12 protein-coding genes, 1 tRNA gene and 1 rRNA gene are annotated in these 18,194 nt (G+C 55.0%); 10 read left to right on the top strand and 4 right to left on the bottom strand.

Translation table 11 applies throughout. The features are described from left to right. Window position 1: 1 nt before the first annotated feature. The 3 genes from rrf to C230_RS0109880 all read left to right on the top strand — a co-directional run bounded on the left by rrf (window position 2) and on the right by C230_RS0109880 (window position 1,201). A 5S ribosomal RNA gene (gene rrf / locus C230_RS0109890) occupies window positions 2–117 on the top strand. A 229-nt stretch (window positions 118–346) separates the two neighbouring features. Then, window positions 347–421: transfer RNA gene (locus C230_RS0109885), tRNA-Val, on the top strand. Between the two features lie 93 nt (window positions 422–514). After that, window positions 515–1,201 carry an NUDIX hydrolase gene (locus tag C230_RS0109880; protein ID WP_018131879.1) on the top strand — a complete coding sequence of 229 codons (687 nt, stop codon included), beginning with the start codon at window positions 515–517 and terminating at the stop codon, window positions 1,199–1,201. A gap of 47 nt (window positions 1,202–1,248) precedes the next feature. Here the strand turns inward: C230_RS0109880 and C230_RS0109875 are convergent, their stop codons facing one another. Then, window positions 1,249–2,073, bottom strand: coding sequence for an MBL fold metallo-hydrolase (locus C230_RS0109875; protein ID WP_018131878.1), 825 nt, complete (start codon window positions 2,071–2,073; stop codon window positions 1,249–1,251). A gap of 136 nt (window positions 2,074–2,209) precedes the next feature. On the opposite strand from C230_RS0109875, the gene C230_RS0109870 reads away from it, so the two are divergent. The 7 genes from C230_RS0109870 (at window position 2,210) to C230_RS0109835 (ending at window position 13,882) form a co-directional block, all read left to right on the top strand. Then, the gene (locus C230_RS0109870) at window positions 2,210–3,013 is read left to right on the top strand and encodes a TIGR01457 family HAD-type hydrolase (protein WP_018131877.1); all 804 of its coding nucleotides are present in this window, start codon (window positions 2,210–2,212) and stop codon (window positions 3,011–3,013) included. Window positions 3,014–3,353: 340 nt separating this feature from the next. Beyond that, window positions 3,354–3,827 carry a transcriptional regulator NrdR gene (gene nrdR, locus C230_RS0109865; protein ID WP_018131876.1) on the top strand — a complete coding sequence of 158 codons (474 nt, stop codon included), beginning with the start codon at window positions 3,354–3,356 and terminating at the stop codon, window positions 3,825–3,827. After that, the gene (locus tag C230_RS0109860; RefSeq protein ID WP_018131875.1) at window positions 3,824–8,107 is read left to right on the top strand and encodes an LAGLIDADG family homing endonuclease; all 4,284 of its coding nucleotides are present in this window, start codon (window positions 3,824–3,826) and stop codon (window positions 8,105–8,107) included. Before nrdR ends, C230_RS0109860 begins: the two co-directional genes overlap by 4 nt. 171 nt (window positions 8,108–8,278) lie before the next feature. Beyond that, a complete protein-coding gene (locus C230_RS0109855; protein WP_018131874.1) occupies window positions 8,279–8,689 on the top strand; it encodes an ArsR/SmtB family transcription factor in 411 nt (136 codons plus the stop codon). Then, window positions 8,670–10,775: a heavy metal translocating P-type ATPase gene (locus C230_RS0109850; RefSeq protein WP_018131873.1), complete on the top strand. Its 2,106-nt coding sequence runs from the start codon at window positions 8,670–8,672 to the stop codon at window positions 10,773–10,775. The genes C230_RS0109855 and C230_RS0109850 overlap by 20 nt, the downstream gene beginning before the upstream one ends. A 312-nt stretch (window positions 10,776–11,087) precedes the next feature. Further along, window positions 11,088–11,300 (top strand): copper chaperone CopZ, encoded by a 213-nt coding sequence (gene copZ / locus C230_RS0109845; RefSeq protein WP_018131872.1) that lies wholly within the window; start codon window positions 11,088–11,090, stop codon window positions 11,298–11,300. A gap of 140 nt (window positions 11,301–11,440) precedes the next feature. Next, the gene (locus tag C230_RS0109835; protein ID WP_018131871.1) at window positions 11,441–13,882 is read left to right on the top strand and encodes a heavy metal translocating P-type ATPase; all 2,442 of its coding nucleotides are present in this window, start codon (window positions 11,441–11,443) and stop codon (window positions 13,880–13,882) included. 426 nt (window positions 13,883–14,308) lie between these two features. Here C230_RS0109835 and C230_RS20045 read toward each other — a convergent pair whose 3' ends face one another. The 3 genes from C230_RS20045 to C230_RS0109815 all read right to left on the bottom strand — a co-directional run bounded on the left by C230_RS20045 (window position 14,309) and on the right by C230_RS0109815 (window position 18,134). Further along, a complete protein-coding gene (locus C230_RS20045) occupies window positions 14,309–15,751 on the bottom strand; it encodes a multicopper oxidase family protein (RefSeq protein ID WP_018131869.1) in 1,443 nt (480 codons plus the stop codon). Window positions 15,752–15,994: 243 nt separating this feature from the next. Continuing rightward, window positions 15,995–16,603 (bottom strand): AAA family ATPase, encoded by a 609-nt coding sequence (locus tag C230_RS23895; RefSeq protein WP_407635576.1) that lies wholly within the window; start codon window positions 16,601–16,603, stop codon window positions 15,995–15,997. Between the two features lie 148 nt (window positions 16,604–16,751). Continuing rightward, window positions 16,752–18,134 carry a Mu transposase C-terminal domain-containing protein gene (locus C230_RS0109815; RefSeq protein ID WP_018131867.1) on the bottom strand — a complete coding sequence of 461 codons (1,383 nt, stop codon included), beginning with the start codon at window positions 18,132–18,134 and terminating at the stop codon, window positions 16,752–16,754. Between the last annotated feature and the right edge of the window lie 60 nt (window positions 18,135–18,194).

The following is an 18,194-nucleotide window of genomic DNA, read 5'->3' as shown; positions in this document are numbered from 1 at the left end:
GTCTAGTGACAATAGCGGAGAGGACACACCCGTTCCCATCCCGAACACGGAAGTTAAGCTCTCCAGCGCCGATGGTACTTGGGCAGGAAGCCCTGGGAGAGTAGGTCGTCGCTAGGCGAATTGAAACACTTTGGCTTTTGGGCTAAAGTGTTTTTCTTTTTTGGCCTCCTACTTGATCGATTGGTCGGAGTTTTTTCATATAAAAACGCCTTGATTTGGTGTGTATCGATGATATGCTAAAGTTGAGGCGATTCCACAACTGGAAGAGGTGAAAACGTTCCGGAATTACCTCTTGCAAAACGGCATTTTTCCATGATAAAATAACCGTTGTCAAACGGCCAAACGTGCGGCTATAGCTCAGAGGGAGAGCACCACCTTGACACGGTGGGGGTCATAGGTTCGATTCCTATTAGCCGCACCAGGCAACAAACGCTCTTGAACCTTTCAGGGTCAAGGGCGTTTTCCTTTCTTTTCGGACGCGGCCGATTCTGATACGATACGAGGAGGAACCGTGATGACCGATTTGATCAGGCAAGCGGCAACGATGATTCTGATTCGGGACGGGGAGAAAGGTCTGCAGGTCTATATGACCCGCAGGCCGGACACGATGCTGTTTCTTCCCGGTTACTATGTGTTTCCCGGCGGGGGAATGCAGTCGGAGGATCGGGACGAGCGGATTTTTTCCTGTTGTCAAAAACGGGATTTGGCAGTCGATCTGTCCTATGCGATCACCGCGATTCGCGAGTGTTACGAGGAAGTCGGCTACCTGCTGGCCGATGTGAATGGCCGTCCGGCATGGGAGCAAGCCGATTTTGCCGCACAGCTTCGCCAACAGATCGAATCGGGTGCCGTCACGTTTCACGACTGGGTGTTATCCGCGAAGCCTCGTTTGCGAACCGACCTGATTCGTTACTACGGGCATCGGATCACACCACGCACTGTCTCGACCAGACGATTTGACACCCGCTATTTTCTCACTGTAGTCCCGCCGCATGTAAAATTGGCTCCCTGCCGGCAAGAAGTCGCTCATGCAGAATGGATGGAGCCGGCTGCGGCGCTGGAACAAGCAAAATCAGGCGCCATCCACATGGTGCCGCCAACGATGGACGCGTTGGCCGATCTGGCCTGTTTTTCAAACACGGCGGAGGCGTTCCGTTACGGCGCGGGCGTTGGCAACCCGCGGCCGCACGAATCGAGATAGGAGATTTTTAACAGGAATCAGTACTGCAACTGCCTGAGAGGAGAGTATCAAACAATCCGGTATCTGTCACCTTCCTGCCGGATCTTTTTTTCCTCCAACAGCTTCTCCAGATGGCCGAGGACCGTGCGTTCCGCCACCCACATTACGCTCGGGTGCACCTGTTGCCGATAGATCGCTTCCACGAGCTCCGCAACAGTCGAGGGATTTTGCTGCAGCAACCTGAGAATCTGTTGTTCCCGCTGCAGCCGCCGTGCGATGAAAAATTCGATTTTCTCGCCCGGGTTGTCGATCATATCCCCGTGACCGGGTGCGATCATCGTCGGTTGCAAATCGCGCAGCCGCCGCAGGGTCGACAGGTAGTCGGTCAGATTGCCGTCAGGCGGGCCGATCCAGGTCGTGCCCTCGCCGACGATGTTGTCGCCGCTCAACAGCAATTTTTCGTCTTCCAGCCAGAAATTCAGGTGGCCTCGCGTATGGCCGGGTGTGTGCAGAACCCTGACGGCGATCCGGCCGACCGGCATTGTGTCACCTTCCTGAAGGGTGGAACCGATTTTCCATGGTGCGATTTTCTCCTCAATCGGTTGCACTTCCAACGGGTGGCAGAGGATCGGACATTGGAAACATTCGGCCAGTGCCTTGGCGCCCGGGCAGTGGTCCGGGTGATGGTGGGTCAGGGCGATGGCGATCACTTGCCGGACGCCAAGCGTTTCGATATATTGAATGATGGATTTTGCCGCTTGCGGATTTTCGTATCCGGCGTCAATCAGCAACGCCTGTCCCTGATCTTGCACCACATAGACGTTCGTGGTGGTGGCCGGATACAAGGTCGGCGTGGAAACCGGCAAGCGGTGGGCGTATCGGGTTACGCGCATGGGACATCCCCCTCCCATCAGGGTGATCTGCTCCGCGGTACGACGAACATGGATACGATGGTGTCGAACACGTCATGCGCATGCAGGTACCCAGGATGATGTAACCTTATTATAATCCAGCAAAAGGAGTCGGGAAATGGCAGAATCGAATCACTGGCTGCGGGAATGCGACGGCTTCCTGCTCGATCTGGACGGAACGCTGTATCGGGGGACCGAAGTCATCCCGCATGCGAAAGAGTTTGTGGAGTGGTTGAAGCGGACCGGAAAAAACTATCTGTTTGTGACCAACAATTCCTCGCGGTTGCCTGAACAAGTGGCCGCCACGTTGCTCGACATGGGGATTCCGGCGGAGGCGGACCGTGTGTTCACATCGAGCCAGGCAACGGTCAGATACATACAGGATCACTGCCGGACTGAGGCACCGTCGGTCTACGCGATCGGCGAGGAGGGATTGCTGGCGGCCCTCACGGAGATGGGGGTGCAGTTTGAGGAAGAGCGGCCGGATTATGTGGTGGTCGGAATTGACCGCCAGTTTACCTATCAGAAGCTGCTGACCGCCAGTCTTGCGATTCAGCGCGGAGCGATTTTTCTTGCAACGAATGCCGACAAGCGTCTCCCGACCGAAAAAGGGCTCTTGCCCGGCGCGGGCTCGCTCGCTCGTGCAGTTGCCGCTGCGAGCGGTGTGGAACCGGTCTGGATCGGCAAACCGGAAGCCCGCATGATTCAATACGGCATGCAAAGGATCGGAACGTCTCCCGGCAGGACCGTGGTGATCGGCGACAATCTGGAAACGGACATCCTGGCCGGACACAACGCGGGGATCAGAAGCGTGCTCGTCCTGACCGGGTATTCCAGCCGGCAGGACGCGGCAGCGGCAGACTGTCAGCCGGATTTGATCGTCGAGGACCTGGCGGAATTGTTGGCGATGATGCAGATGTAAATCGCAAAATGAACAAACATAACACATGGTCTCCCATGTCGGCTACCATGTGAGATTTGTCTAGAAATACCACGCCCCGCGCTGAAAACTCCCGTTTTAACGGCGTCAAGCGATAGAGTTTGCCAACCGCGCCGTTACGGGTCTTTTTTTGTGGTTCAGCTCTATTTCGCTATCATTTTCCATCCAATTGGAGCGATTTTCATAGGAATGAAGTCCCTTGACCCTCCTATATCTAGTGTATATAATTTTCATGCACCCCCTAGATAACGCTATATATAGTGTCAGGTTACATAATCACGGCACGAACAACCGACTGACTCAGACCCAAGGGGGGATGTAGATGCGTTGTCCATACTGTCAACACACCGATTCGCGGGTGCTCGAATCGCGGGCGAACGAGGATCATACGACGATTCGCAGGCGACGGGAGTGTCCGGCTTGTTCGAAGCGATTCACCACGTACGAAAAAATCGAGATGGCCCCCTTGCTGGTCGTCAAAAAAGACGGCCGCCGCGAGGAATTTTCGCGGGACAAGTTGTTGCGCGGGATTTTGAAAGCGTGCGAAAAACGGCCGATCGCCATCGAATCGATCGAGCAAGTCGCCGACTCGATCGAACGCGAGATTCGAACGGAGTATGACAAGGAAGTCCCTGCTGCATCGATCGGTGAAAAAGTGATGGAAAAACTGCGTAAACTGGATCCGGTGGCGTATGTCCGGTTTGCCAGCGTGTACCGGCAATTCCGGGATGTCGAGTCATTTGCCCAGGAGATTTTGCGGCTGCTCGACTCCAAAACGTTAGGAGGAGACAAATGAAGACGGAAGAAACGATGAGCATGTTGCCGTTTACGGCAGAAGATTACCTTTCGCCGACCGGCGAGCGGATCGTCGCCGACCGCTATCTGTTGAAAGACGTCAAAAAGGAAACGCTGCAAGTCGGCAGCCTGGTGGTTGCCGTGATCGACAAAAAACGGGCGTTGCATGAACTCGCCAAGGTGGTGGCGCTCGATCCGGAACAGCGGCTGGCGACGGTTGAGCTGCGCGACGGTTTTCAATTGGAACTCCCCTACGATCACATCGACGTGCTGAAGGAAACGGCCCCCCGCCAAATGTGGCGCCGCATCGCCAAGGGAGCGGCGGCGGTCACGAAAGATCCGGCGAAGTGGGAGGAAAAATTTTATCAGCTGCAAAGCGGCTGGAAATACGTGCCGGGCGGACGGATCAACGCATCGATGGGCACCGGCATTCAAACGACCAGTTACAACTGTTTCGTCATTCCGAATGTCGGTCCAATGCCTCGCGACTATGCGAACTCTTTTGGCCAGACGCTGGAGATTCAGGCGCGTTCCGGCGGCGTGGGAATGAACCTGTCGCAGGTGCCGCCGCAGGGCACGATCGTCCCGGTCTCCGACAAATGCCGCAAGTCCGAGTTGCAGCTTGTGCTTGACGTGTGGCATGCGGATTTGCTCGATTTTCTCGCGGAAGAATATCCGAACAGCACCAAGGTGGTTCGCGTCAACAAGGAATTCCTGCGGGCGGTCGAGGAAGGCGGCAACTGGACATTCTGCTTCCCGGACCATGAAATCGAAGGCTACGATGAGAATTGGACAGGCTGTCTGGAAGCATGGCGGGAAAAAGGGCTGCCGATCAAACAGGGAGAGACCTATCCGGCTGAAGAGTTGTACCGGAAAATCATTGAAAGCGGCGCGGTGGTGGTGCAGGATGTGATCGGCGTCACGTTGGTGCCGGGCGATCAGCGGGGAACGATTGCCAGCACGTTGGGCGACATGTGGGAAGCGATGCTGGAAGGCAAACGGGTCTCCGTCGTACTGTCTTCACTCCGTCCCCGCTACAGCTACGTTCGCGGCGTGAACGGCCGCAGTTCCGGCGCGTACACCTGGGGACAGTTGTTTGACAAAGGGAACCAGGTGTTCGGACAAGGATTTGGACCTGTCGGCGTTGGAGAGATCATGAGCGTCGGCTGCCAGCTGACCTTGCAGGGCGGCTCTCGCCGCGGCGCTTTGATGCTGATTTTGAATGACAAGCATGCGGACATCCGAAAATTTATTTCCTGCAAGCAAGTCGATGGCGTGATCACGGGTGCGAACATTTCGGTCGGCATCTCGGAAGAGTTCATGCAAGCGAAGAAGCGCGGCGACAAGTGGACGCTTGGATTTCCGCCTGTCGCGGAAATGCACGAGTTCAATGGCAACTTCCAGGAATGGGAAGCGGCCGGCCGCAAGCTGATCATCACGGAAGAGGTCAACGCCGCCGAGATGTGGGACGAGATTGTGGAATCGGCTTGGAAATCGGCCGAACCGGGCGTCGTCTTCCTGGGCCGCTACAACTATATGTCGAACTCGTATTATTTTAACCCGATTATTGCGACAAACCCCTGTTTTCACCCGGATACGCGAATTGCCACCGAATACGGGTACCTGCGTATCGAGGATCTGTATCAACGGGTGGGAGTGCAGCCGTTCAAAGTGCTGACCGATGATCGGGCCGTCAACCAACTGCAGGTGGTGAACGGCAGATCGTACGCCGTTCCGGGAGTCACCGCCCGTACTGCCGTCGTATTTCCGACAGGTGTGAAAAAAACCATCAAGGTGACGTTGAAAAACGGAATGGAGATTCGAGTGACGCCGGAGCACCGATTGCTCACAGTGGACGGTTGGAAAGAAGCGAAAGATTTGCAAGACGGTGATTTGGTGCTCATCCAGTCCGGCGAAGGATTGTTCCCGGAGAACGACGGTCTGGGGAAAGAATGGGGATGGTTTTTGGGTTGGCTGATCGGTGACGGATGGTTGTCGAAACGCGGCGATATCGGTATGGTGTTCGGCAGAGAGGATGCTGACGTGATCCCGGAGATGATCCGGATCGGGAAAGCCCTGTCTGGTGTCGAGGCAAAAGTGTACGAGCGGGAAAACGGAACTTTCCATGTGTTTTGGTGGCGAAAAGAGCTTCGGGAACGATTGCTCGCGATCGGTGTCAAACCGGTATACGCGCCGGAGAAGGAAGTTCCTCAGGAGCTGTTTACGGCCTCGCGAGAGACCGTTCGCGCCTTTCTGCAAGCTTTGTTCAGCGCGGACGGTACGGTCTACGAGAATGACGAAAACCATCGTACGGTGCGGCTGACCTCCGCTTCGAAAAAACTGCTGCAGGACGTGCAACTGCTGCTTTTGAATTTCGGAATCCACGGGAAAATTTATTGCAGGCCGAAACAGAAGCAAGCGCATTTTCGCTACCGGACTGTCCATGGCGAAGAGCGAATTTATGAAAGTGACGGATTCCATGAATTGGTGATTTCCGGCAACAACCTGGACGCGTTTCATGAACGAATCGGATTTTTCCTTGTCGGGCGCAAGCAGGAGGCGTTGGAGCGGGCTGCACGCCCCTCACGCAAACGGGAAAAGTTCTGCAGCCCTGTTGCATCGGTGGAGGATGCGGAAGAAGTGATGGTTTATGATATCAGCGAGCCGGCCACCCACTCGCTGATTGCGGGGGGGATTGTCGCCCACAACTGCGGGGAACAGGGATTGCCGGCGTTCGGCATCTGCAACCTGGGTGCGGTCGTGCTTAGCCGATTCACGATGGGCTTTGCAGATTCCGGACAAAAGGCGATGTTTCAGGATAAGCGAAAAGAGGACTATATCCGCCGCCAACTGCTGAAGCATTTTCCGGCCGAGAGAGCGGAATTTTTCCTGCATCACATCAAATGGGAAGAACTGGAAGATACCACCCGCACCGGGCTCCGCTTCCAGGATGCGATCATCGACGCGACCTACTATCCGTTTGAAGAAAACCGGAAAAACCAGATGAATGAGCGCCGCGTCGGCCTTGGCATCATGGGCCTGCACGATCTGCTGATCCACTGCGGCGTGCGCTACGGCTCGGAAGAGTCGATGAAGCTGATCGACGTCCTGATCGGCATGATGGCCGAATGGTGCTATCTCGAATCGGTCGAACTGGCGAAAGAAAACGGTCCGTTTCCGGCGTTTGACACAGAAAAATTCCTGCAGTCCGGCTACATGCGGCAAATGGCGGCCGAGAAGCCGCACGTCACGGAAGCGATCGCCAAATACGGCGTCCGCAACGTGACCACCATGACGGTCGCGCCGACCGGCACCACGGGCACGATGGTCGGCTGCTCGACCGGCTGTGAACCGTATTATGCATGGTCGTATTTTCGCAATTCGCGGCTCGGGATGTTCGAGGAAAACGCGCAGATCGTCGACGAGTACAAAAAGACGCATCCGGGTGCTGAACTGCCTGACTATTTCGTGACCGCGATGGATCTGACGCCGGAGGAACACGTGCGGGTGCAAGCGGCTTTGCAAAAATGGATCGACTCCTCGATCTCGAAAACGTGCAACGCGCCGCACAACTACACGATCGAAGACACCAAGAAGCTGTACGACCTGGCGTATGAACTGGGCTGCAAAGGCGTCACCATCTACCGCGACGGATCCCGCTCCGAGCAGGTGCTGTCGTTGAAGGAGGAATCGGAGCAAGCACAGCAGGAAGCGGCTGCCACCGAACTGTCGCCGGAGCAGCAGGTGAAGCAAAGCTATATGCACAAAGGCCGGCCGGATGTGCTGTACGGTGCCACGTACAAGAAGGAAACGCCGCTTGGCACCGCGTACATCACGATCAACGACGATCCGGAAACCCAATTGGCGACCGAGATCTTTGTCAACATCGGAAAAGCGGGCAGTGACGTGTACGCGGCCAACGAGGCGCTGGGGCGGGCGATCACGCTCTATCTGCGGGATTCACAAAATCCGGACAAAGAGGCGGTGCTCGTCAAACATTTCTCTGGCATCGGCGGCTCCAACGCGGTCGGTTTCGGCGACCGCCGCATCACATCCGTACCGGACGCGATCGCCAAAGCGCTGGTCGAACACTCGGAAACGTTCCCGCTCCGCCGCCTGAACCAGAACGAGATGGCGGCCGCCTTGCAGGTGGCGACGGAGCGAATCTCCCTGCGGGACTTTGCCACCGGTAAAGATCTCTGTCCGAACTGCCACCAGCACACCCTGGTCCGCCACGGTGGCTGCCACGAATGCGAAGCATGCGGGTTTAGCAAGTGTTAAAATGTGAACGCAATGCGAAAAACCGCTCATTCAATGGGCGGTTTTTCTGTTGGGCAAAAAGGTTGTCCATTTCATTCAAATATTTGTTTGAATGTTGACATGATGAAATGAAGGGTATACCATAAACGTATAAACATTCATAATAACGTTCGAATGTATGGAGGTGGCTGCATGACAGACTTGATGAATCGACGCGTGAATCAATCTGAGAAGGATCACGATACTTGTGAAGTCTTTTGTTACGACGAAGAAAAAGTAAACAGGCTTAAAGGAGAAGTTGAGATCACAAAAGGGATCGCGTCTCTCTTCAAAGCGCTGGCTGACGACACGAGGATCAAAATCGCGTACGCGCTGTGCAGGGAGGAAGAGCTTTGCGTTTGCGACGTGGCGAACATTATCGGTTCCACCGCGGCGGCCGCGTCCCACCACCTTCGGCTGCTTCGCAACATGGGACTGGCGAAATACCGGAAAGAAGGAAAATTGGTGTTCTATTCGCTCGATGACGAGCACGTCAAACAGTTGATTTTAACCGCGCTTGCGCACACGGAGGAGGGGAAAGCAATTGGAGAAAGCCCTAAATAAAAGCGTGTACCGGCTGCAGGGACTCACTTGTGCGCACTGTGCCTCGAAAATAGAGGCGCATCTTCAGGCGTTGCCTGATATAAAAGAAGCGAATTTGAATTTTGCCGCGGCGAAACTGACCATTGTCGGGACGATTTCTCAAGAAGAACTGCAAAAAGAAATGAAAAAGATCGAAAACGTAACGATTCGTCCTATTGGGGCTCCCGAAGCGGATGTGAGGAAATCGTTTTGGGAACCGAACCGGAAATCGATCACCACTGGCGTTTCTTTGCTCGCGTTGCTGATTGGATTCACGGTTGCAGCCAATGACATGTTAAGCAAAACGTTCTTGTTGATTTCAATCGCGGCGGGCGGTTACTCGGTCGCGATGAAAGGGGTTCGGAACCTCTTTCGATTGAATTTCGACATGAATGTGCTGATGACAATAGCGATTGTGGGAGCTTTGCTGATCGGCGAATGGAGGGAAGCGGCGGTCGTCGCGTTTCTCTTCTCGATCAGCGAAACGCTTGAATCGTATTCGATGGAGAAGGCTCGACACTCCATCCGTTCCTTAATGGACATCGCACCGAAAGAGGCGACCGTGCTTCGACACGGGCAAGAAATCAGGACCCCCGTCGAGGAACTGGCGGTCGGAGACGTTATTTTAGTAAGACCCGGTGAGAAGATTGCGATCGATGGGGAAATTATCGACGGAACGTCGTCCATTAATGAAGCAGCGATCACCGGCGAGTCGATGTCAGTCGACAAAACGGTCGGAGACAGGGTGTACGCCGGGACGCTGAACCAGCAAGGCGCGATTCGGGTGCGTGTAACGAAGTTGGTTGAGGACACCACAATCGCGAAAATCATCCATTTGGTCGAAGAAGCGCAAAACGAACGGGCACCCGCGCAAGCGTTCGTTGACAAGTTTGCAAAGTATTACACTCCGTCCGTGATGGCGTTGTCGGTCCTGATCGCGAGCGTTCCTCCGCTTTTCTTCGGAGGCAATTGGAGTCGTTGGATTTACGAAGCGCTAGCACTGTTGGTAGTCGCCTGCCCGTGCGCATTGGTGGTGTCTACGCCGGTTGCCATCGTATCCGCCATTGGAGCCGCCGCAAAGAACGGTGTTTTGATTAAAGGCGGTATCTTCCTTGAAGAAGCCGGCAAGCTAAAGGCAATCGCGTTCGACAAAACCGGCACGATAACGAAAGGCGAACCGGCTGTCACGGATATCGTAGCGCTCGGTGACAAGAGCCAAACGGAGATTCTGGAAATCGCCGCGGGAATTGAGAGGTTGTCCGAGCATCCTTTGGCGAAAGCCATCGTGAAAAAAGCGGAAGCGGAAGGTCAATCCCCGAAAGCTGCGGAAGAATTCTCCGCGATCACTGGGAAAGGCGCGTGGGGAACAATCGAAGGGGAAACGTACTACATCGGAAATCCCCGTCTGTTCGAAGAGCTTCACGGCGACGTTTCAGCGGTTCGAGCAACGATTTCCTCTTTGCAGGACCAAGGCAAGACGGTGATGATTCTGGGAACGAAAAAGGAGATCATCGGCTTGCTCGCGGTGGCAGACCAGGTCAGGGAGCAAACCGTGCAAGCAATCCGGGACTTGAAAAAATCGGGGATCGACAAAACGATCATGCTCACCGGGGACAATAACAAGACGGCAGCCGCCATCGCCAAACAAGTTGGCGTCGACGAATTCCACGGTGAACTGTTGCCCGACAACAAGTTGGAAAAAATGAAACAGTTGCGCGAGCAATACGGAAAAGTAGCGATGGTCGGGGACGGCATCAACGACGCTCCCGCGTTGGCGTCGGCGACTGTGGGAATCGCGATGGGAGGAGCCGGAACGGACACCGCTCTGGAAACGGCGGACATCGCGTTAATGGCAGACGATCTTTCAAAACTTCCGTATACAGTACGACTTGGGCGAAACGCGATCCGAGTGATTAAACAGAACATCGCATTCGCGCTTGTTACGAAATTGCTTGCCGTTCTCCTGGTCTTTCCGGGTTGGCTCACTCTTTGGCTGGCGATTCTTGCCGACATGGGTGCGACGATCCTGGTAACACTGAACGGAATCCGGCTGTTGAAATCTGAATAACATTCTTCATGCCCTTGCGGGGTATTCGCAAGGGCTTTAAAAAATTTTCTTTGGTTCTGCACAGGGGTATCTGTGAGATGTCATGAAAAGGGAGGTTTTAATCACCGGAGCTGGGCAAGCCGGTTTGGGCTGTCTTGACACTGCGCTTCCTCTATGTCATCCTATTACCATAGGGGGGTATAGTAATTGGGTGGGACCTACCCGCGGCTCCGTGAAGAAAGCGATTCAGAATCAGGCTGACGGGGAGGACACCATATAAAAGAGCTGATAGAGATCATCCGGATTTTACCAAATAAAGGAGGTGATTGGATTATGGCGACAACCACCACCACGTTGGATGTGAAAGGGATGTCCTGCAGCCATTGCGTGCAGACGATCGAGAAAGCCCTGGGGGAACTGCAGGGGGTATCTGCAGTCTACGTCGATCTCAATGGCAACAAGGTCACCGTGTCGTTCGATGATGCAACAGTCGGTTTGGACAAAATAAAGGAAACGATTGAAGACGTTGGATACGAGGTGGCGTAGCGATCGATGGAACCGGTGTTTGCCGGTTCCGTCCCCCGATATCATTCACCTTTGATGATCGATCCTGCAGCGATGCAAAGCATGTGAATACAACACAATACATTGCTTATCAAAGATCACCCTTATGGAGGGATTTCTATATGGCAACCGAAACGCAGGTTCGCCAATCGGATGCGCCGACTGCGGAAGAGCGGGTTGCGCTTGGCATTACCGGGATGACCTGTGCGGCGTGCGCGACACGAGTGGAGAAAAACCTCTCGAAAGTGGAAGGGGTCAAGCAGGCGGCGGTCAATCTCGCTTCAGAAAAGGCTACCGTTACGTTTGATCCAAACAAAGTGTCGGTGGACCAGTTGATCGAACAAGTGAAAAAAACGGGATACGGTGTTCGGGAGGAAAAAGCGACGCTTTCCATTAGTGGAATGACCTGCGCCGCTTGCTCGACCCGGGTAGAGAAAGCGCTCAAAAAAGTGGATGGCGTCCTGAACGCAAACGTCAACCTGGCAAGCGAAAAGGCGACTGTCGAATATATACCGGGCAAGACCAACATCGATCAACTGATTGCCGCCGTTCAAAAAGCCGGCTATGAGGCGAGAACGGATCAGGAGATCAATGCGGACACCGAACGCGAAGCCCGGCAACGGGAATACCAGGCGCAAAAGCGGTTGTTGACTTTTGGAGCGGTGTTGTCTTCCTTTTTTCTTCTCCAGATGATATCCGATTTTGCGATGGTGTACTCGTCCGATTTGGCTTTCCGTTTTCACCTTCACCCGTACGTACAGTTGCTGTTGGCGACGGTTGTGCAATTTTACGTTGGAGCACGTTTCTACAAAGGCGCGTACAAAGCGCTCCGCGGAGGAAGCGCCAACATGGACGTGCTCGTTTCGCTGGGAACCTCGGCGGCGTATTTCTACAGCCTGGTCAACGTGCTGATTGGCAACTGGGACCATCTCTATTTTGAAGCGGCAACGATTGTCATTACCCTGATCGTTCTCGGAAAAATGCTGGAAGCGCGGGCCAAGGGGCAGACATCGGAAGCGATCAAAAAACTGATGGGCTTGCAGGCGAAAACGGCCCGCGTGATTCGTGACGGACGGGAAGTGGAGATTCCGATTGAAGACGTCAAAGTGGGGGATATCCTGTTTGTCCGTGCCGGCGAAAAAATTCCGGTCGACGGCGAAATCATCGAGGGAAGCAGCACGGTGGACGAATCGATGCTCACCGGCGAAAGCATGCCCGTCTCGAAAAACGTAGGCGATCCGGTGATCGGCGCCACCCTCAACAAACACGGTTCCTTCAAATTCAGAGCGACGAAAGTCGGCAAGGATACCGCTTTGGCGCAAATCATCAGGCTCGTGGAGGAAGCGCAGGGGTCAAAGGCGCCGATTCAGCGTTTGGCGGATACGATCTCCGGGATCTTTGTGCCGATTGTCATCGGGATCGCTCTCCTTACTTTTGCACTGACCTACTTCCTGGCCGGATTTACGCCAGCGCTGATCAGCGCGGTAGCGGTATTGGTGATCGCGTGCCCTTGCGCGTTGGGGTTGGCGACTCCCACGGCGGTCATGGTGGGAACAGGGAAAGGCGCGGAGAACGGAATTTTGATAAAAGGAGCGGAGCATCTGGAAAGCGCGCATCGGCTGACGACGGTTGTGCTCGACAAAACGGGTACGATCACCAAGGGTGAGCCGGAAGTTACGGATGTTGTTTCCGTTGGAAAATATTCTGAAAACGAACTGCTCCAATTGGCCGCGACGGCTGAACGCGGTTCCGAACACCCGTTGGGCGAGGCGATCGTCAAGAAAGCCAAAGAAAGAGGATTGGAAACAGGGGACGTTTCCCGCTTCCATGCAATTCCCGGACACGGGATCGAGGCCGAGGTGAACGGCAGGAAGATCCTGATTGGCAACAAAAAACTGATGCGCGAACAGAATGTGGCCATCGCTCCGTGGATCGACCGCATGGAGGAATTGGAGAGCCAAGGAAAGACCGCTATGCTGATGGCGGTCGACGGCCAGCTCGAAGGAATTGTTGCGGTGGCGGATTCGGTCAAGGACACTTCCGCACAGGCGATTCGTCAGTTGAAGAAAATGGACATCGAAGTGATCATGATCACGGGCGACAACAAACGTACGGCGGAGGCGATCGCAAAACAGGTGGGCGTCGACCGGGTGCTCGCCGAGGTATTGCCTGAGGACAAAGCAGCTGAAGTGGAGAAACTGAAACAAGAAGGCAAAATCGTCGCGATGGTGGGCGACGGCATCAACGACGCCCCGGCTCTGGTTGCCGCTCATATTGGCATTGCCATTGGCACGGGAACGGATGTGGCGATCGAAGCAGCGGATGTTACTCTGATGCGCGGGGACTTGATGGGCATCGTCGATACCATTCGACTCTCGCAGGCGACGATGCGAAAGATTCGCCAAAACCTGTTCTGGGCGTTCGCTTATAACATCGTATTGATTCCGGTAGCCGCATTCGGTCTTTTGAATCCGATGCTCGCGGGCGCCGCGATGGCATTCAGTTCTGTTTCGGTGGTCACCAACACGCTGTTCCTGCGCCGTTGGAAACCGGTTCGGTTGTAGTTCGAAAACGCTTGGGACTACCTGGTTGCCCGGGGGTTTGGGCCCAAGCGAAGTACTCGGAGTAAGCCGCGAAGCGAAGCGTCACTGAGCTGGGTGATGTAGGTTATGTGCTGATTTTCGGATTCTGGAAGTGAACGGGGTTGGGAATCGCGGGCGTTCGGCTCGCAATCGCGATCGATTTGTTTGTACGGGCGGTGTATTTGTACGTTCGTTTTAAAAAACGGGTCGGAACGGACGAAGGTTAGCCTTTGGGTTAATGGCAAGTTTATGGCGAGGCGAGGAATCACCGATGGTTATACGCCCCAATTAACTGACAGAAATCAAGCCAGAGGAGAGGGGGTCCTCTGGCTGTCTTTGATCAGGACGATCAACTTGGCGTTGGCCTGCACGGACGCAGGCGCTTTTAGCCGAGTTTCCTGTTTTCGGTTATTCCGGTTTGTTTCCGACTGTTGGATCCAGAGTGAACGAAGGTTTGAATCCCTGATACTTCACTTCCGTTACCATCCCGGCGGAAGCGTGGTGCAGGTCGTGGCAGTGGAACATCCATTGGCCGGGATTATCGGCCAAAAATTCCACCTCGTATTTTTCGCCGGGCCGTACGTTCAACGTATCCTTAAGCAGCGGTGATCCTTGCACCGGTTGGCCGTTTTTCGTCACCACCCGGAAGAAATGACCGTGCAAATGCATCGGGTGATCCACAGTCCCGCGGTTAACGAATGTAACCTTCACCCAGTCGCCTTTTTCGACGGAAAGCGGCGCGGTATCCGGGAAGGTTTTTCCGTTAATCGTATAGACTTCCTCGCCGGACTGGGTTTTCACGTTATTCAGTTCCATCGTGAATGCTTTGTTGTACTTGCGCCCGTCTGCGTTGGTTTTCTTTCCATAAGCGGTCATGTCGATCACCGGCAGTTTTGCATCCTTCGCGGATGACAACGACGACTGATTGTCTCCGCCCGCAATTTTAACCGGTATTTGAATGTCCGCCGCGGCTGGAGAATCCGCATGGTCATCGATCCAGAACCCTTTGTCGGAAGCGGTAAACTCCAGATCATAGCGTTCACCCGGGGCAATCGCCAGCAACTGATTGGTGACGGGTGCCGGGTCTTGAATCGGTTGGCCGTCGGTATCGGTAATGGTAAAAGATTGATCGTGCAAATGGATCAGGTGAGTCTGGAACCCGGCATTCACAAACCGGAGTTTGACTCGTTCACCCGGTTTTACTTCAATCGGTTGAATCATTTTTCCGGCAGCTCCGTTTACTGTAAACACGTTGTACATTTGTTTCATCATCGCATCGTGCGACATTTCCGAACCGGTTTGACCCGAACCACCGCTGTTACCAGACATGTTTCCGCCCATACTCATGTTGCCGTGGTTCATGCCAGACATGTTTCCACCGCCCATGTTCATGTTGCCATGGTCCATCCCAGACATGTTTCCGTTACCCATGCCCATCTTGCTGTGATCCATCCCTGTCATCCATTCGTCAAGAACAAGGGTGACATCCTTATCATATCGGGCAGTAGGGCTTTTCGGTTCGACCACCAGGGAACCGTACAGCCCTTTGTCCTCCTGCTCCACACTGTTCTGGTGTGAATGGTACCAGTATGTTCCGGGCACTGTGGCAGTAAATTCATAGGTGAAAGACTCGCCTGGCTTCACGGCGTTCTGGGTAACCCCGGGGATTCCATCCATGTCGTTTGGAACGGGATAACCGTGCCAATGGATGCTGGTCGGTTCAGGCAGATCATTTTTCAAAATGACACGCAATTTGTCGCCTTGAGTTACCCGAATCTGCGGACCCGGAGCGGTTCCGTTATACGTCCAGGCCTCCACTTCTGTACCTTGTTTCAGTTTGATCTTTTTCACTTCGTGTTGCCACTCACGTAAAATGACGGCGTAAATCTCACCGACAATGACGGGAGAAGGGGAACGCCAACCTGCCAAATCAATGAGAAGTGTAACGCCGCTCAAAACGAAAGGCACACGCTGCTCGTTGTGAATAGAAGCGGCATGTGCCAATCGATGTGAGTTGTGGGGACAACGTAAAATCAACTCGTAACGCCGCGCTGCCGGTCCATATCGGCAAGCACACGAACGACATCGGCTTCTTCAATGACCTCCAGATTCCGGGCGGCGGCGTCGAGCAGAATCTGCGTGCAGATCTGGTTCACCACGCGCGGAAGCCCCTGGCTGGCGGCAAAGATTCGGCTGAGCGCGCTTTCGGCAAACACGGGCTTCTCTGTCCGGCTTACGGTCATGTGGTGCCGAATATAGGCGCTCGTTTCCTCCTTGTTCATGCCGCTCAAGTGGTACTGCATGCCAATGCGCTGGACGGTGGCTTCGTACTTCTTCAGCCGGAGCAGCTTGCGAAGCTCCGGCTGGCCGACGAGAATCAAGGGAAACAACGAGGCGGAATCGATGTTGTAATTGAGCGCGAAGCCGTAATTCAAGCAGCATCGCTTCACTCATCTCGTGCGCCTCATCGATGACGACGACCATGGTACGCTCACCAGGTGCGGAGCGGCTGCGGACGACTTCCTGCCAGAGTTTACGCGCCCTGGAGACGGTGTAGACCGGTTCTACGCCGACCGCCTCCAGCAGGCCTCCATAGAATTCTCGTGGCTTGAGTGACGCATAGCACAGGTAGATCGGCAGATAGGCCATGGGATCAAGGGAGGCGAACAGCCGCCGGATTAAGGTCGACTTGCCGCCGCCCATTTCACCGGTGAGAACGCCCAGCGTCCGATGCTGAATCATCAGATCCAGACGGGCAGACGCTTCGCGGTTCCACGGGATTCATAGCAAAGTGCGGGATCCAGTTCCTTGCTGAACGGTTTAGGGGCCGGGCTCTGCAGCAGGGTGGCATTCATTTCGCATCATCGCCTTTCGCTTTGGCATAAGAGATTTCTTCGTTTGTCCACTGGGCTTGCCGTTTCTGCTCGGCCAGGTCCAGGAAGGCCACTTGCCCGTCCGGCTCCACGGTAAGCGCCGTCGGTTCAGGCGTCACCCGACGATCATACGGACGGGATAGATCAACAACCGTTGCATCGGCGTACCTGACGCCGTCGTACCAGACTTGCATCGTTGTGAGATCGAACGGGTCATAGCGCAACTGTACACGTTTTTTGCATAGTTCCAGGTCGACTTCATACGTGTTGCCATTCAGGCTGACACAGCCGGTCTTATCCACCGTGCGTGTCTCTTCCCAGAGAAAGATTTCGGTCAGTTCCGCCAGCGTCTTGCGTCGCATCGGCCGGGCCCTTGCGGCAAGCCGGTCGCGAGGGGACTGTTTGGTGGAACCGTGCTCCCGGGTATGGTAGTAGCCGTCGAGCCATGCGGCTAGCGCGGCGTTCAGTTCGGCGAGTGTCGTGAGCCGTCCCTGTTCGATCTGTGCGTAGGCTTCCGGTTTAAAGCTGGTATCGACGAAACGGAACCAGCGTTCGATCTTGCCGCGTCCCTGAGGCCGTCTCACGGCAGAATGGGAAAGTCGGATCCCCAGCTTGCCGCAGATGCGCACCAGATGTGGGGAGGAGAACGCCGCACCATGATCGCAATAGAATTGCTCTGGAATGCCATGCTTCAAAATCGCCTTCTTCAGGCCGTCCTCCATCCGCGGCAGTTTCTCGTCCCAGTAGAACTCGGCATGGACGATGTACCGGCTGAAATCGTCGAGGATGGCGAACAGGATCGCTTTCTTTCGTTTCTTCGGATCTTTCGGATCGGGCAGGTAGAGCGTGTGCTGAAAGTCGAACTGCCAGCACAGATGCGGCTCCTCGGCTTCGAATCGCCGAAATCCCTTGTCGGCCTCGGCGGCAAGCACGTCTTTGCGGCTCGCACCCGCCTTTCGCAGATGACGGGAGAGGGTGCTTGCGGCAAGCGTCCCGGCTTCGGCTACACCGCCCTCTTCCAGCATGAAGATCAGTTGCTCGACACTTCGCTCGGGGCGCTGCTTTCGCAGGCGAATCGCCTCCTGCAACACCGCCGGCGGGATCTTCAGATTCGTTTTGCGGGTGCGGCCTCGCGGTTTTAGGCCGTCCCACTCGCCTTTTCGGTACTGGCTGAGCCAGCGTTCGAGCGTTCGCACGCTCACGGTCCGTTTGGTGCTGCCGGGAATGTGGTACACCTTTTCGGCCGCCTGCGCCAAATAAGCCTTCAGTTCCCCGGGTGCCAGCGGCGTCTGCCGGCTGACTACGGGTGCGATGAGGCTGTAGCGAAAAGCGGCCATTTGTTCCTGCATGGATGAATCCATCGCGGTAAATGCCTCCTTTGGGAGATGAAATGGGGACGTGTATCCCCTTGGCTCCATTGT

Origin of the sequence: Effusibacillus pohliae DSM 22757 (genome assembly GCF_000376225.1) — a bacterium.
GTDB lineage: Bacteria > Bacillota > Bacilli > Tumebacillales > Effusibacillaceae > Effusibacillus > Effusibacillus pohliae.
The sequence above is the reverse complement of the archived record's forward strand: the minus strand, read 5'-3'. Positions and strand labels throughout refer to the sequence as shown.

Excerpts from the sequence above, each read along its gene's own strand:
- C230_RS0109880 (WP_018131879.1), top strand. The coding sequence starts at position 515 with ATGACCGATTTGATCAGGCAAGCGGCAACGATGATTCTGATTCGGGAC.
- C230_RS0109875 (WP_018131878.1), bottom strand. The coding sequence starts at position 2,073 with ATGCGCGTAACCCGATACGCCCACCGCTTGCCGGTTTCCACGCCGACC.
- C230_RS0109870 (WP_018131877.1), top strand. The coding sequence starts at position 2,210 with ATGGCAGAATCGAATCACTGGCTGCGGGAATGCGACGGCTTCCTGCTC.
- nrdR (WP_018131876.1), top strand. The coding sequence starts at position 3,354 with ATGCGTTGTCCATACTGTCAACACACCGATTCGCGGGTGCTCGAATCG.
- C230_RS0109860 (WP_018131875.1), top strand. The coding sequence starts at position 3,824 with ATGAAGACGGAAGAAACGATGAGCATGTTGCCGTTTACGGCAGAAGAT.
- C230_RS0109855 (WP_018131874.1), top strand. The coding sequence starts at position 8,279 with ATGACAGACTTGATGAATCGACGCGTGAATCAATCTGAGAAGGATCAC.
- copZ (WP_018131872.1), top strand. The coding sequence starts at position 11,088 with ATGGCGACAACCACCACCACGTTGGATGTGAAAGGGATGTCCTGCAGC.
- C230_RS0109835 (WP_018131871.1), top strand. The coding sequence starts at position 11,441 with ATGGCAACCGAAACGCAGGTTCGCCAATCGGATGCGCCGACTGCGGAA.
- C230_RS23895 (WP_407635576.1), bottom strand. The coding sequence starts at position 16,603 with ATGGGCGGCGGCAAGTCGACCTTAATCCGGCGGCTGTTCGCCTCCCTT.
- C230_RS0109815 (WP_018131867.1), bottom strand. The coding sequence starts at position 18,134 with ATGGATTCATCCATGCAGGAACAAATGGCCGCTTTTCGCTACAGCCTC.